Source organism: Micromonospora sp. CPCC 205561, assembly GCF_036906775.1.
GTDB lineage: Bacteria > Actinomycetota > Actinomycetes > Mycobacteriales > Micromonosporaceae > Micromonospora.
Genome location: NZ_JBAKHV010000017.1, coordinates 82516 through 97159 on the forward strand (window position 1 = coordinate 82516; position 14644 = coordinate 97159).

At 74.9% G+C, this 14644-nt stretch carries 9 protein-coding genes and 1 pseudogene; 6 read left to right on the top strand and 4 right to left on the bottom strand.

Annotated elements, in window-relative coordinates; genetic code table 11:
- Nucleotides 1–83: 83 nt before the first annotated feature.
- Nucleotides 84–2423 (top strand): TIM-barrel domain-containing protein, encoded by a 2340-nt coding sequence (locus V6V16_RS12155; protein ID WP_334562093.1) that lies wholly within the window; start codon nt 84–86, stop codon nt 2421–2423.
- A gap of 48 nt (nt 2424–2471) precedes the next feature.
- Here V6V16_RS12155 and V6V16_RS12160 read toward each other — a convergent pair whose 3' ends face one another.
- From V6V16_RS12160 to V6V16_RS12170, 3 genes are read right to left on the bottom strand one after another with little or no spacing between them, the layout of a single operon-like run.
- Nucleotides 2472–3437: a carbohydrate ABC transporter permease gene (locus V6V16_RS12160; RefSeq protein ID WP_334562094.1), complete on the bottom strand. Its 966-nt coding sequence runs from the start codon at nt 3435–3437 to the stop codon at nt 2472–2474.
- Nucleotides 3434–4447, bottom strand: a complete 1014-nt coding sequence (locus tag V6V16_RS12165; RefSeq protein ID WP_442934067.1) for an ABC transporter permease — start codon at nt 4445–4447, stop codon at nt 3434–3436. The genes V6V16_RS12160 and V6V16_RS12165 overlap by 4 nt, the downstream gene beginning before the upstream one ends.
- Entirely contained in the window at nt 4444–6111 is a 1668-nt protein-coding gene (locus V6V16_RS12170) for an extracellular solute-binding protein (RefSeq protein ID WP_334562095.1), read from the bottom strand. The genes V6V16_RS12165 and V6V16_RS12170 overlap by 4 nt, the downstream gene beginning before the upstream one ends.
- A 187-nt stretch (nt 6112–6298) precedes the next feature.
- On the opposite strand from V6V16_RS12170, the gene V6V16_RS12175 reads away from it, so the two are divergent.
- From V6V16_RS12175 to V6V16_RS12190, 4 genes are all read left to right on the top strand, one after another.
- The gene (locus V6V16_RS12175) at nt 6299–7519 is read left to right on the top strand and encodes an ROK family transcriptional regulator (RefSeq protein WP_334562096.1); all 1221 of its coding nucleotides are present in this window, start codon (nt 6299–6301) and stop codon (nt 7517–7519) included.
- Nucleotides 7520–7744: 225 nt separating this feature from the next.
- Nucleotides 7745–10201, top strand: coding sequence for a glycoside hydrolase family 3 C-terminal domain-containing protein (locus V6V16_RS12180; protein ID WP_334562097.1), 2457 nt, complete (start codon nt 7745–7747; stop codon nt 10199–10201).
- A complete protein-coding gene (locus tag V6V16_RS12185; RefSeq protein WP_334562098.1) occupies nt 10198–11256 on the top strand; it encodes a LacI family DNA-binding transcriptional regulator in 1059 nt (352 codons plus the stop codon). The genes V6V16_RS12180 and V6V16_RS12185 overlap by 4 nt, the downstream gene beginning before the upstream one ends.
- Nucleotides 11253–13469 (top strand): glycosyl hydrolase family 95 catalytic domain-containing protein, encoded by a 2217-nt coding sequence (locus V6V16_RS12190; RefSeq protein ID WP_334562099.1) that lies wholly within the window; start codon nt 11253–11255, stop codon nt 13467–13469. Before V6V16_RS12185 ends, V6V16_RS12190 begins: the two co-directional genes overlap by 4 nt.
- 72 nt (nt 13470–13541) lie before the next feature.
- Here the strand turns inward: V6V16_RS12190 and V6V16_RS12195 are convergent, their stop codons facing one another.
- Nucleotides 13542–14051, bottom strand: a complete 510-nt coding sequence (locus V6V16_RS12195) for an NUDIX hydrolase (RefSeq protein ID WP_334562100.1) — start codon at nt 14049–14051, stop codon at nt 13542–13544.
- 112 nt (nt 14052–14163) lie between these two features.
- On the opposite strand from V6V16_RS12195, the pseudogene V6V16_RS12200 reads away from it, so the two are divergent.
- Nucleotides 14164–14644 (top strand): annotated as a pseudogene (locus V6V16_RS12200) (hypothetical protein); the annotation flags it as partial.

Genomic DNA, 14644 nt, shown 5'->3' on the forward strand with positions numbered 1-14644 from the left:
TCGACCGAAGGTCGTCGTTGACAGTTAGTTGGAAAGCCAAAGAAACTGGCGGGACCGTCGCAACCACCCCGGAGGAGACGCCGATGCCCTACCGACCGCCGCTGGTGCCCTACGAGACCTTCGTGGCCGACCCACCCGACCTGCCGGTGCGGGCCCCCGGCGAGGACGGGGCCGCCGTCGTCGGGCGGGCGGAGGTCGTCTCGACCGACCCGCACGGGGTGACGTTCAAGGCCGCCCTCTCCGACGGCGCGAGCATGGTGGTGCGCGTGGAGGCCGCCGGCGACGGGATGATCCGGGTACGCCTCAGCGACGACCCGCAGGCTCGCAGCCGCTCCGCCCGGGCGCTGCCCCTGGTGCGTCCGGGCAGCCACGCCGCCACGATCACCGTCGACGACGCCCGGGTGCGCGTCGACGCCGGCGCCGTGGCCGCCGAGATCCGGCTGGACCCGTGGCACCTGCGCTTCCTCGCCGCGGACGGGCGGCTGCTGCTGGCGCAGGACCCGGGCACCCGGGACATCAGCGGCCGGCGGCGCACCCTGCCCTTCGGCCGCTCCACCGTCGACGGCACGGGCGTCGCCTGGCACGAGAGCTTCGTCGCCCCCGGCGACGAACGCTTCGTCGGCTTCGGCGAGAAGTTCACCCCGCTGGACAAGCGGGGGCAGCGACCGCTGATGTGGAACTTCGACGCCTTCGGCGGCGAGTCGGACCGCTCCCACAAGAACGTGCCGTTCTACCTCTCCGACCGCGGCTACGGGGTGCTGGTCGACAGCGGCCTGCCGGTGCAGTTCGACGTCTGCCAGTCCACCCACAGCAGCGTGCAGATCCTGGTCCCCGACGACCTGCTCGACTACTACGTGCTGGCCGGCCCGACGCCCGCCGCGGTGCTCGACCGCCTCGACCGGCTCACCGGCCGGCCGTACCTGCCGCCGAAGTGGGCCTTCGGCGCCTGGGTCTCCTCCGGGTTCTTCCCCGACTCGCAGGAGCGGGTGCTGGAGCGCGCCCGCCTGCTGCGCGAGCGGGGCATCCCCTGCGACGTGCTGCACCTGGACTGCTACTGGCAGGTCGCCGGCCGCTGGTCGGAGCTGCGCTGGGACGACGACGCGTTCCCCGACCCGCCGACGATGCTGCGGACCCTCGCGGAGCAGGGCTTCCGGGTCTGCCTCTGGATGAACCCCTACCTGATGACCGACAGCCCGCTCTACGCCCCGGCGGTCGAGGCCGGCTACTTCCTGCGCCGCGCCGACGGCACGCCGTACGTCGCCGACGTCTGGCACGGCAGCCACCCGGCGAGCGCCATCGTGGACTTCACCAACCCGGCCGCCGTCGAGTGGTTCGCCGGGCTGCTGCGGCCCCTGCTGGAGCAGGGGGTGGCGGTGTTCAAGACCGACTTCGCCGAGGGCGTGCCCGTCGACGCCGTCGCCCACAACGGGATGACCGGCGTCGAGCTGCACAACGTGTACGCGCTGCTGTTCAACGACGTCGTCGCCCGGGTCACCGGGGAGGTGGCCGGGCACCGCACCGTGTGGGCCCGCTCGTCGTACCTGGGCGGGCAGCGGCACAGCGCCCAGTGGAGCGGCGACGTCAACGCCACCTGGCCGGGGCTGGCCAGCACGCTGCGCGGCGGGCTGTCGCACGGGCTCTCCGGCGTGCCGTTCTGGAGCCACGACACCGGCGGCTTCCACGGCACCCCGACGCCGCAGCTCTACGTCCGTTGGACCCAGTTCGGCGCGCTGTCGCCGCTGGTGCGCCTGCACGGCACCACCAGCCGGCTGCCGTGGGAGTTCCCCGCCGAGGCCGAGCGGGACGCGGTGGCGGCCCTGCGGCTGCGCTACCGGCTGATGCCCTACCTCTGGTCGGCGGCGGTGCGCTCGGCGGCCGACGGGACGCCGATGATGCGCGCGTTGCTGGTGGACACCCCCGACGACCCCACCGCGTGGAGCACCGACCTGCAGTACCGCCTCGGCACCGACCTGCTGGTCGCCCCCGTCACCGACCCCTGCGGGCGGCGCGACGTCTACCTGCCGGTCGGGGACTGCTGGATCGACGCCGCCACCGGCGAGCGGCACGCCGGCGGACGGCACCTGCGGGTCACCGCGCCGGCGCACCGGCTGCCGCTCTACGTGCGCCACGGCGCGCTCGTCCCGACCGTGGCGCCGGGCGACACCGTCGGCGACGGGCCGTTCGACGACGTCACGCTGGTGAGCTGGGGCGCCGTCGACGCCCGGGTGGTGCTGCACGACGTCGACGGCGACACGGTCGTCGAGGCGGTACGCGACGGCGACACCCTGCGGGTGGACACGACCGGTCCGCTGCGGGTGGCGCGCGTCAGCGTCGTCGGCGCGCACGCCCCGGCCCGGCTGCTGCTCAACGGTGAACCGGTCGCCCCGGCGCCCTTCGAGCGGTGGTTCCCCGACCCGGCCTGACGGGTGCGGCGCCCGACCCGGGCCGGGGCGGGCGCCGCACGGGGTCGCTCAGCCCTTCACCGCGCCGGTGATGACGCCCTTGGTGAAGTGCCGCTGCACGAACGGGTAGACGAGCACCGCGGGGATCACGGTCACCACCACCACCGCCATCTTCACCGCCAGCGTCGGCGGGTACGCGCTGATCCCGGGCAGGCTGACCGCCGCCCCGGACACGTTCGGCGACTGCCCGGCGAGGATGTAGCTCTGCAACACCCGCTGGATGGGGAACTTGTCGTTGTCGTCGATGTAGAGCACGGCGTTGAAGTACGCGTTCCAGTAGCCGACGGCGTAGAAGAGACCGACGACGGCGATCACCGCCTTGGACAGCGGCAGCACGATGCGCAGCAGGATGTGCAGCTCCCCCGCGCCGTCGATGCGGGCGCTGTCGAGCAGCTCGCCGGGGACGTTCATGAAGAACGCCCGGATCACCACCAGGTTGAACACGCTGATGGCGCTGGGCAGGATCAGCGACCAGATGCTGTCCTTGAGCCCGAGGCCGGTGACCACGAGGTAGCTGGGCACCAGCCCCGGGAAGATCAGAAACGTCAGCAGGAAGAAGAAGAGCAGCCCACGGTGCCCGACCGAGCCGGGCCGCGACAGCCCGTAGGCGGCCAGGACCGTGAGCACCAGGCTCACCGTCGTGCCGAGGACGGTGACCAGGGTGCTGATCCACACCGCCTGGGTGATCTGCCCGCCGCTGAAGATGGTGACGTACGCCGACGGGTCGATCTCGCGGGGCACCATCACCATCCCGCCGGCGGAGTCGATCGTCTCGCGCGAGGCGAGGCTGGTCACCAGCACCGCCCACAGCGGCACGAGTACGGCGGCGACGAGCAGCGTGAGCACCGCCCCCTTGGCCAGGGTGCCCGGCACCGAGGGCGGCTCCTCCCAGGGTGCCCGGCGCGACCGGCGGCGGGGCGGGTCCGGTGTCGGGCGTGCCGGCACCGGGCCGACGCCACTGAGCTGTGCGGTCATGACTTCGCGTACACCCCCTGCTCGCCGAGCCGGTGCGCCACCTTGTTGGCGGTGAGGATGAGGACCAGCCCGACCACGGCTTTGAACAGGCCCGCGGCGGCGCCGAGGCCCCACTGCTGGGTGCTGATGGCCTGGTAGTAGACGAAGGTGTCCAGCACCTCCGCGGCCTCCCGGCCCACCGCCTCCCGTTGCAGGATGAACTGCTCGAAGCCGACCGAGAGCGCGTCGCCCAGGCGCATGATGAGCAGCAGCACGATCACCGGGCGCAGGCCCGGCAGGGTGATGTGCCACAGCCGCCGCCACCGCCCGGCGCCGTCCGCCGCCGCCGCCTCGTAGAGGTGCGGGTCGATCGCGGCCAGCGCGGCCAGGAAGACGATCGCGCCCCAGCCGATGTCCTTCCACACCGACTCGGCGGTGACCAGCACGATGAAGGTGTCCGGGCTGGTCATCACGTCGAACGGCCGCATGCCGGCCTCGCGCATCTCCTGGGCCAGCAGTCCGGCCCCGCCGAGCATCTGCACGAAGAACGTCACCACCAGCACCCAGCTGAAGAAGTGCGGCAGGTAGACCACGCTCTGCACGAAGCCCCGCAGCCGCGCCGAGACCAGGCTGTTGAGCAGGATGGCCAGCAGGATCGGCAGTGGGAAGAAGAAGACCAGCTGGAACGCGGTGATGGTCAGGGTGTTGCCCACGGCGTCCCAGAACAGCGGATCGCGGAACAGCGCCTCGAAGTTGCCGAAGCCGATCCACTCGCTGTACCAGAACGCCTCGACGGGGTCGTCGCCGACGAACGGGTTGTAGTCCTGGAAGGCGATGACGTTGCCCAGGGTCGGCAGGTAGTGGAACACCAGCAGCAGGGAGGCGGCCGGCGCCGTCATGGCCAGCAGCGGCCAGTCGCGGCGCAGCCGGTCGCGCAGCGTACGCCGCGCCCGAACCCGCGGCGTACGCTCGACGGTTGTCGGGGCCCCGCCCCCGGCGGATGGGGCCTGGCCGGTGGCCGGGGCGCTCATCGGCCGTTGTCGGCGAGCGCCTTCTCGTGGAACGCGCGCCCCTCCTCACCTCCGGCGGCGAGGAACTCCTTCCTGACCTGCTCCAGGTCGCCGACGGGACGGCGGCCACGGAGGATGTCGCGGATCTTGTCGTCGGTCGGCTGGATGATCTTCGACCAGTTGGCCGGCAGTTCCAGCTTGATGCCGGCGAAGAGGTCCTTCTCCATCTGGGCGATGTTCTTCTGGTAATAGCCCAGGTAGTCGCGCACGTGGTTGGGGGTGTCCCCGCTGCGCACCTTGACCGGGACCCGGCCGCCGATGTGGGTGTACTGCGCTCCCAGCTCCTTGCGGCCGAGTTCCGTGGGGACCGGGCTGCCGTCGGCCAGCCGGGTGAAGTGCCTGCCCTCCACGCCGTACTCGCGCAGCTCGAACTCGCGGCTGCCGAAGGGCGCGGCGCACCAGTTGAGCACCCGCAGCAGCTCGTCGACGCGCTCGGCGCCCAGGCCCTTCTTCACGAAGGTGTAGAAGACGGGCTTCTCGCTGCCCCAGATGACCGGCTGCGCCCCGGCGGCGCCGAAGACCGGCAGCGGCTGCATGTCGAAGCTCGGCAGCTCCTTGACCCGCTCGCCCTGCATGCCCTGCCAGGCGCCGAGGCCGTCCTGGTACATCAGGATCTTGCCGGCCTTGAACAGCTGCTTCTCGTCGGCGCCCTTGCTGGCCACGGTGTCGGGGTGCACCAGCCCGTCGGCGAAGAGCTTCGCGGTGAACTCCAGGGCGGCCGCGAACGCCGGGTTCTCGAACTTGTGCTCGAGACCGCCGTCGGGCTTCCTGCGCCAGATCTGCTGGCAGCCGTAGAACTGCTGGACCATCTCGAAGACGCTGCCGAAGGCCCACACCCCCTTGCCCGGGGCGGTCACCTGCCGGCCGAGTTCCCGCAGCTCCTCCGGCGACTTCGGCGCCGCGAGGCCGGCCCGGGCGAGCAGGTCGGCGCGGTGGAACAGGGCGTACGCGAACGGCCCGTCGGTGGGGAACGGCACCGCGTGCAGCCGTCCGCCCCACACGGAGTACTCCCAGGCGCCGGTGGGCAGCGCGGCCAGGTACGGGTACTTCGCGGCGGCGTCGCCCTTGAGGTGGTCGGTGAGGTCCTCGAAGAGCGCCCGGACCGCGTCGGAGAACCGGGCGACCTTGTCGATCTCCCAGTTGGGGGCGCAGAGCAGCTCCGGCACGTCGCGGGCGCCGAGCATCGCGTTGAGCTTGTCGGCGTACGTGGTGCCGTCCTGCAGGCTCGGGTCCACCTGCACGCCGAGGCGCCCGTTGACCGCCGCCAGGTAGGAGTTGCGGCCCAGCGTGGGCGGGGCGGGCCCCCACCACGGGCTCATCGTGCGGATCGGCGGGCCGCCGCGGCCGGGCTGCTCGGTGACGGCGTCGACGAGGGTGCGGGGGTAGCTCAGGTAGCCGTCGGGGATCGGCCCCTCACCGGGGATGTCGGGCTTGAGCAGCTCGGCCGGCTTGAGGGTGGGCAGCACCGACCGGATGGCGTCGGCCTTGGTGGCGCTGCCCCTGCTCCCGGCCTCCTTGCTGCAGCCGGCCAGGGTGGCGCCGCCCACCGAGGCGGCGGCACCGAGGCCGAGCAGGCGCAGCAGGGACCGGCGGTCGGTGGATGCGCCCGGCGGGGACGGCTTCACGGCGCACTCCCTTCGTCTTCGGCAACGGTTTCGCGGACCGTTCGCGTCCGGTTAGAATTAGTTGGGGTTCTAGCCGAACAAACTAATCGACGGTGATCCGTCCCACAAGACAGCGGCGGCCGTACGCGATGATGGGTCGCGCGGCACCACCGGATCGCGCACCGTAGGCACACGGAACGGACAGATCGTGATCAGCATCCACAGCGAACCGCAGCCGACTGAACTCGGCGACGTCCGGGTGGCCAACCGGGCGGTCGTGCTGCGGCACGTACGCCGACACGCGCCCTGCTCCCGCGCCGACATCGCGGCGCACACCGGGCTGAACAAGGCCACCGTCTCCAGCCTCGTCGGCGAGCTGATCGACCGGCGGCTGCTGCGCGAGACCGGGCTCACCGAGAACCGGGTCGGGCGCCCCGCGACCATGCTGGTCCTCGACGGCGCCCCGTACGCGGCCCTGGGCATGCAGATCGGCGCCGACGAACTGGTGGTGCTCGCCATCGACCTGGCGGGCACCCGGCTGCTCACCTGGCGCCGGGCCTTCGCCGCCCCGTCGTCCTCCCCGGCCGAGACGGTGCGGGCGCTGGCGGCCCTGGCCCGCCGCGCGATCACCCGCATGAACGGGCAGGGGCGCCGGGTGCTCGGCCTGACCGTGGGCGTGCCCGGCCTGGTCGACGCCGACGGGGCCGTGCCCCGGGCCACCGCCCTGGGCTGGCGCGACGTCGCCCTCGCCGCCGACCTGCGCGCGGCACTGCGGGAACCGGAACTCACCGTGCACGTCGACACCGACGCCAACCTCGCCGTGCTGGCCGAGCACCGCCACGGCCCGTACGCCGGGACGGCCCACCTGGTGCACCTCACCGGTGGGGCCGCGCTCGGCGCCGGAATCGTCGGCGGCGGCCGGCTGCTGCGCGGCGGCCGGGGCTTCGCCGGCGAGGCCGGGCACCTGACCCTCGACCCGACCGGTCCCGCCTGCGCCTGCGGGCGGCGCGGCTGCCTGGCCGCCGTCGCCGGCCTGCCGGCGGTGGTCCGCCGCGTGCTGCCCGACGCGGAGCACGACGGCCCGGTCACCGACTACCTGCCGGAGATCGAACGCATCCAGGCGTTGGCCCGCCAGGACGACCCCACCGTGCTGGCCGCGCTGGCCGACGTCGGCTGCCACGTCGGGCACGCCGCGGCCATCCTGGCCAACCTGCTCAACCCGGAGGCGGTGCTGCTCGGCGGGCACTTCGCGGCCCTGGCCCCCTGGCTGCTTCCGGCGGCCCGCGCGGAACTCGCCGCGCGGACCCACGCCCCGCTGGCCGGCGGCTGCCGGCTCGACGCCTCCAGCCTCGGCTCGGCGGCGACCGCCCTCGGCGGCGCCACCGCCGCGCTCGCGGCCGTCGAGTCGGGCCGGCTGCCCGCGGCCTGACCGTTTAGCCCGCCGGGCCTTGACCTCGGCGGCGCGCAGGTGCCAACCTCGAACCGCCGCCTCGTGGCCGGGCAGCCACCGGCGGCATGTTTTCCGCGATCGTCGAAGCGCTTCAACGCTTCCGGGCCGGCGACCGCCACCGCACCCCACCGCGATGCCGCCCGCCCCCGGTCGTCGAAGCGCTTCGACAATCGGACGGGGTGGGCCCACGGAAGGCGACCGACCATGACCGACCGCACCACCCCGACCCCGGAAGCCCTCGTCGACGACCTGCTGCGCCGCCTCACCGTGCCCGAGAAGCTCGGCCTGCTGCACCAGTGGCAGGCAGCCGTGCCCCGCCTCGGGCTGCCCCCGTTCCGCACCGGCACCGAGGCGCTGCACGGGGTGGCGTGGCTCGGCCCGGCCACCGTCTTCCCCCAGGCGGTCGGGCTCGCCAGCAGCTGGAACCCCGAACTGGTCCGCGCCGTCGGCGACGCCGTCGGTGACGAGGTGCGCGCCAAGCACCGGGCCGACCCCGAACGGGTCGGGCTCAACGTCTGGGCGCCGGTGGTCAACCCCCTGCGCGACCCCCGCTGGGGACGCAACGAGGAGGGCTGGTCCGAGGACCCCTGGCTGACCGGCCGCCTCGCCACCGCCTACGCCGAGGGCCTGCGCGGCGACCACCCCGACCGGCTGCGCACCGCCCCGACGATCAAGCACTTCCTCGGCTACAACAACGAGACCGACCGGGCCACCACCTCCAGCGACATGCCCCCACGGGTGCTGCACGAGTACGAGCTGCCCGCCTTCCGGGCCCCGCTCGCCGCCGGCGCGGCCGTGGCCGTGATGGCCTCCTACAACCTGGTCAACGGGGTGCCGGCGCACCTCAGCCCGCTCATCGCCGACGAGCTGCGCCGGTACGCGCCCGACGAGCTGCTGGTCGTCGGGGACGCCGGCGCGGTGACCAACATCGCCGGCGTGCAGGGCCACCTGCCCGGGCAGGTCGACGGCTTCGCCGCCGCCCTGCGCGCCGGCATCGACAGCTTCACCGAGGACGACGCCGACAGCGCGCCCACCGTCGGGCGGCTGACCGAGGCGCTGCGGCGCGGGCTGATCAGTGTGTCCGACGTGGACCGCGCCGCCCGGCGGGTCCTCACCGTCCGGGCCCGCCTCGGCGACCTCGACGGATCGCGCGACGACCCCTGGGCCGACGTCACGCCGGACGTCGTGGACTGCCCCGCGCACCGGGACCTGGCCCGCGAGGCCGCCCGTCAGTCGGTCGTGCTGCTGCGCAACGACGGGCTGCTGCCGCTGGCCGGGCCGGAACCGCGGGTGGCCGTGCTCGGCCCGCTGGCCGACACCGTCCTCACCGACTGGTACAGCGGCACCCCGCCGTACGTGGTCACCGCGTACCAGGGCCTGTCCCGGCGACTGCCCACCGTCACCACCCATCCCGGTACGGACCGGATCGCGCTGCGCGTCGGCGAGCGCTACGTCGGCTGCCCCGACACGCCCGACGGCGGCCCGCTGAGCGTCGGCGCCGACGCCACCGGCTTCGACGTCTTCGACTGGGGAGGCGACGCGCTCGCGCTGCGCGCCGCCGGCAACGGCCGGCACGTCGGGGCCGACGACGACGCTCTGCTCGTCAACGACCGCCCCGGACCGGGCGGCTGGGTGGTGCGGGAGACGTTCCGCTTCCACGGCGGCCCCGACGGCACGGTGCTGCTGCACCACCTCGCCACCGGCCGCTACGTCGCCGTCGACCCGCACGGGCGGCTGCGCGCCGACGCCCCCAACCGCCACGAGGCGACCCCGTTCACCGTCGAGCTGCTCGCCGACGGGGCCGCCGAGGCCGCCGCGCTGGCCGCCGCCGCCGACGTGGCGGTGGTGGCGCTGGGCAACCACCCGATGGTCAACGGCCGGGAGACCGAGGACCGCCTCGACCTGTCCCTGCCGGCCGGGCAGGAGGCCCTGCTGCGGGCCGTGCACGCCGCCAACCCGCGCACCGCGCTGGTGGTGACCAGCAGCTACCCGTACGCCCTCGGCCGGGTCGCGGCGCACCTGCCGGCGGTACTCTGGTCCGCCCACGGCGGTCAGGAACACGGCAGCGCCGTCAGCGCGGTGCTGCTGGGCGACGCCGAGCCCGGCGGCCGGCTGACCCAGACCTGGTACGCCGACACCGCCGACCTGCCGGACCTGCTCGACTACGACGTCATCGGCGCCGACACCACCTACCTGTACTACCGGGGCGAACCGCTCTACCCGTTCGGGCACGGGCTCGGCTACACCCGCTTCGACTACGCTGGGCTGCGGTTGAGCGCGGCCGAGGCGACCGCCGGCGAGGAGGTCGAGGTGAGCGTCGAGGTCACCAACGTCGGCGACCGCCCCGGCGAGGAGGTCGTGCAGCTCTACACCCGCCAGCGGCGCTCGCGCGTCAAGCAGCCCCTGCGCCAGCTGCGCGACTTCGCCCGGGTCAGCCTCGCACCCGGTCAGCGGCGGGTGGTCCGGCTGCGGCTGCGCACCGCCGAGCTGCGCTGGTGGGACGAGACCCGGGGCCGGCACGTGGTGGAGGACGCCACCCACAGCGTCCTGGTCGGACGCTCCGCGCGCGACATCCGGCTGGTCGGTGCCCTCGCCGTACGCGGGGACGAGACCAGCGGCGACCGGCCGGCCGCAGTGCCGGCTGCGGGGCGGGCACGGTGAGCGCCGCGCGGGGGCGACCGTCCGCCGAGCAGCCCACCATCGCCGACGTCGCCCGGCACGCCGGGGTCGCGGTGAGCACCGTGTCGTACGTGCTCAGCGGCAAGCGCGCCATCTCCGAGGTCACCCGCAACCGGGTGCTGGCCAGCATCCGGCTGCTCGGCTACCACCCGCACGCCGGCGCGCGGTCCCTGGCCAGCCGGCGGGCCAATGTGATCGCGCTGGTGCTGCCGCTGCGCGCCGGCATGCAGGTGCCCGTGGTGATGCAGTTCGCCATGGCGGTGGTCACCACCGCCCGCCGCTTCGACCACGACGTGCTGCTGGTCACCTCCGACGAGGGGCCCGCCGGCCTGCGGCGCGTCGCCGCCACCGCCCTCGTCGACGGCGTGCTGGTGATGGACGTCGAGCTGGACGACGCGCGGGTGCCGCTGCTGCGGGAGCTGGCCCGGCCCAGCGTGCTGATCGGGCTGCCCGCCGACGCCACCGGCCTGACCTGCGTGGACCTGGACTTCCGGCGGGCCGGCTGGGCCTGCGTGGCGCACCTGGCGGGGCTGGGGCACCGCCGCGTCGCCCTGCTCGGCGCGCCCTCGGCCGTCTACGACCGGGGCACCGGCTTCGCCCACCGCACCCGCGCCGGGGTCGTCGAGGCCGCCGCCGAGCACGGCGTCGACGCGCTCACCCTGCCCTGCGAGGAGGGCGCGGTGGCCGTCCGCGCGGCCCTCACCGACCTGCTGGAGCGCCACCCCGACGTGTCGGCACTGGTGGTGCAGAACGAGGCCGCGGTCGGCCCGGTGCTGGCGACGCTGCCCACCCTGGGCCGGCGGGTGCCGCGCGACGTGTCGGTGGTGGCGGTCTGCCCGGACCAGTTCGCCGAGCAGGCCAGCCCGATGCTCACCGCCGTGCCGGTGCCCGCCGAGGAGATCGGCACGCAGGCCGTCTCGCTGCTGATGCGCAAGCTCGGCGACGAGGCGGTGCCGGAGGTCACGCTGCTCGAACCCCGGCTGACGGTGCGCGACAGCACCACCGTGCCCGCCCCGGCGGCGAGGGTCGGGCGGTGACGGCCGGGCCCGCGCACCGCATCGTCGACACCGCCCCCGCCGCCCGCTGGGAGGACGCGTTCCTCGCCGGCAACGGAGAGTCCGGGATCATGGTGTACGGCCGGCCGCACGCGGAACGCATCATCGTCAACCACCACCGCTTCGTCCTGCCCAACGGCACCCGCGACGCCCGGCCGCCCGAGCTGGCCGCCCTGCTGCCCCGCATCCGGGAGCTGATCCTCGCCGACCGGCGCGCGGAGGCCAGCCGGCTGCTCGCCGGCGACGGGGTGCTGCGCTGGACGCAGTCGTTCCACCCCGGTTTCGCCCTCACCATCGACGCCGTCGATGCCGGCCCGGTGCGCGACTACCGGCGGCGCACCGAGTTCGGCACCGGGGAGGTCGTCGTCGAGTGGGCGGGCGGGCGGCGACGCTCGTTCGTCTCCCGCCACGACGGGCTCGTGGTCACCCACGTCGACGCGGGGGCCTGCGAGGTGAGTGTCACCGGCGACCTGCCCGGCCGGCCGGGGTCGGTGCGCTACACCGCCGCCGCGTACCGCCGGGGGGACCTGGTCTTCCTGCGGGTGCGGGGCCGCTACCCCGACGCGGGCGGCGCGTACGGCTTCGAGGGGCTCACGCTGCTGCGCGGCGACGTGGCGGTCGCCGGCGACGCCCGGGTGGCGCTGCGCGGCCCGGCGCTGCTGACGACGGTGCTCGACCGGCCCGACTCCCCGCCGTGGCGCACGGACGAGCTGGAGGACCTGCTGGCGGCGCACGCCGGCGACGACTACGAGGCCCTGCTGGCCCGGCACGTCGCCCTGCACGGCCGCGCCTACCGGCGGGTCAGCCTGGACCTGGGGGTGCCGGACGCGCAGCGGCAGCTGCCGGTGGGTGAGCTGCTGGCGGCGCAGCACGCCGAGCCGGACACGCTGCGGCCGGCGCTGCTGGAGCGGCTGTTCCACGCCGGCCGGTACCTGCTGCTCAGCTCCAGCGGCGTCCTGCCGCCCCGGCTGACGGGGCTGTGGCTCGGCTCGTGGGACGCCGCGTGGGCCGGCGACTTCACCACCGACGCCAACCTGAACCTGCAACTGGCCGGCGCGAACGTCGGCGCCCTGCCGGAGGTCACCACCGCGCACGCCAATCTGGTGCGCGGCCAGGTCGACGACTGGCGGCGCAACGCGCGGGCGATCTACGGGGCCCGGGGCCTGTTGGCGCCCAGCCGCACCGACGGCGAGCACGGGCACCTGTTCCACCTGCACGAGGAGTGGCCCTTCGCGGCGTGGCTGCCCGGCGCGGACTGGCTGCTGCACCCGCTGTACGAGCACCACCTGGTCACCGGCGCGCCCCTCGGGGAGCTGGCCGGCTGGCTGGCGGAGGTGGCGGACTTCTTCGCGGACCTGCTCACCGTCACCGACGACGCGGGCACCGTGGTGGTGGTGCCGTCGTACTCGGCGGAGACCGGGCCGCTCGACGGGCGGGGCCGGGCGGTGCACGTGGCGGTGAACGCCACGATGGACGTCGCCGCCGTCCGGCACGCGCTGCGCACCGCCGCCGAGGTGACCGGCTCGCGGCGGTGGGCGGGGCTGCTCGGGCGGCTGCCCGCCTACCGGGTGGACGAGCGGGGGGCCTTGGCCGAGTGGGCCTGGCCCCGCTACCGCGGCGACGACGACCACCGGCACGTCAGTCACCTCTACCCGGTGTGGCCGCTGGACGAGATCAACCCGGACGACACCCCCGATCTGGCCGGGGCCGCGCACCGCGCGTTGACGCTGCGCGGCGACGAGAACCTCTCCGCACACGGCAGCCTGCACCGGGCGCTGGCCGCCGCCCGGCTGCACGACGGCGCGCTGACCGCCGCGAACCTGCGCAAGATCGTCGGCAGCGACATGTTCTTCCGGTCCCTGATGAGCGCGCACAATCCGGGGTTGGTGACCTACAACGCCGACGCCGCACACGCCCTGCCGGCGGTGCTGATCGAGTCGCTGGTGCAGTCCCGCCCGGGGCGGCTGCGGCTGCTGCCGGCCCCGCTGCCGGGCCTGGACGCCGGGGTGCTGCGCGGGGTGACCTGCCGGGGGCGGATCACCGTGGCGGAGCTGTCCTGGTCGCCCGGGCGGGTGCGGGCCCGGCTGGTCTCCCCCGTCGCGCAGCGCGTGGACGTACGCAGCCCGTACGGCGGGCGGGAGGTGGAGCTGGCCGCGGCGACGCCGGTCGAGGTGGCGTTCGGCGCGCGGGGATGACCGGCCGCCGGCACCGGGCGCCCGCGCCGCAGCCGGGTCCGGGGCCCCCGCGAGGGGGCGGGGGGCGGCCGGTCAGAGCGCGTCGGGCCGGTTGAGCGCCGGATGCCGCTCACCGGGGGCGGCGTGCCAGACGGGGGCGTCCGCGCGCAGCGCGGTGTCGATGCGCAGCCGTGCCCACGCGTCGACCTCCGGCAGGTCGGCCGGGTCGAACCAGGCCACCTCGATGGACTCGTCGTCGTTGACGCGCGGCTCGCCGCCCACCGCCCGGCACCGGAACCACACGTTCAGGTACTCGCAGGCGTCGCCGTTGGGATAGACGACGGGGTGGGTGGCGACCCCGGCGACCCCGTCGACGCGTACGTGCACGCCGGTCTCCTCGTACACCTCGCGCACCACGGCGTCGGCGGGTTGCTCGCCGGGGTCGACGAGGCCGGCGGGCAGCGACCAGCGGCCGTTGTCGGCGCGCCGGGCCAGCAGCACCCGGTCGGCGTCGTCACGCGCGACCGCGCTGACCCCGGGCAGCAGCAGCAGGTCGTGACCGACGTGGGCGCGCAGCCTGGCGACGTACGGGGAGATGGCCACCGGGCCACGCTAGCGCGGTGCCGGCGCGGCGGGCCGCGCGGTGCCCCGCTCACCGGCGCCGGCCGTCGGGCGCCGCGGCGGCGGCCGGGCCCGGCAGTAGACTCCGCCCTCGATGGACGCCGAGCCCACCCCCACCGAGACCCGCCCCTGTGCCCACTGCGGACGTCAGGTGCCGCAGCGCGTCGGCGCCGGCCGGCCGTTTCGCTACTGCCGCGACAACGACGGCGCCTGCCAGCGGGCCTCGCGCAACAGCCGGATGCGGCACCGCAACGCCCCCGGCCTGCCCGGGCAGGTGGCACGCACCTGGGAGGCGGTGGACCGGCTGGAGCAGGTCGCGCAGACCCTCGCCGAGGCCCTGCACGCCGAGCTGTCCCCGGTCGGGGTGGAGCGTCAGCTCGCGCAGGCCCGCGCCGACGCGGCGACGCAGGTCGCGGCCGCCCAGACCGAGCGCGACGACGCCCGCCGCGACGCCGAGGACGCCGCCGCGGCCGCGGTGCGGGCCCGCGAGGCGGCCCGGCACGCCGCCGCCGAGCGTGACGCCGCCGGCGACGGGCCCCGGCGCGCCGCCCAGCTGGCCACGAAGTCGGATCGTA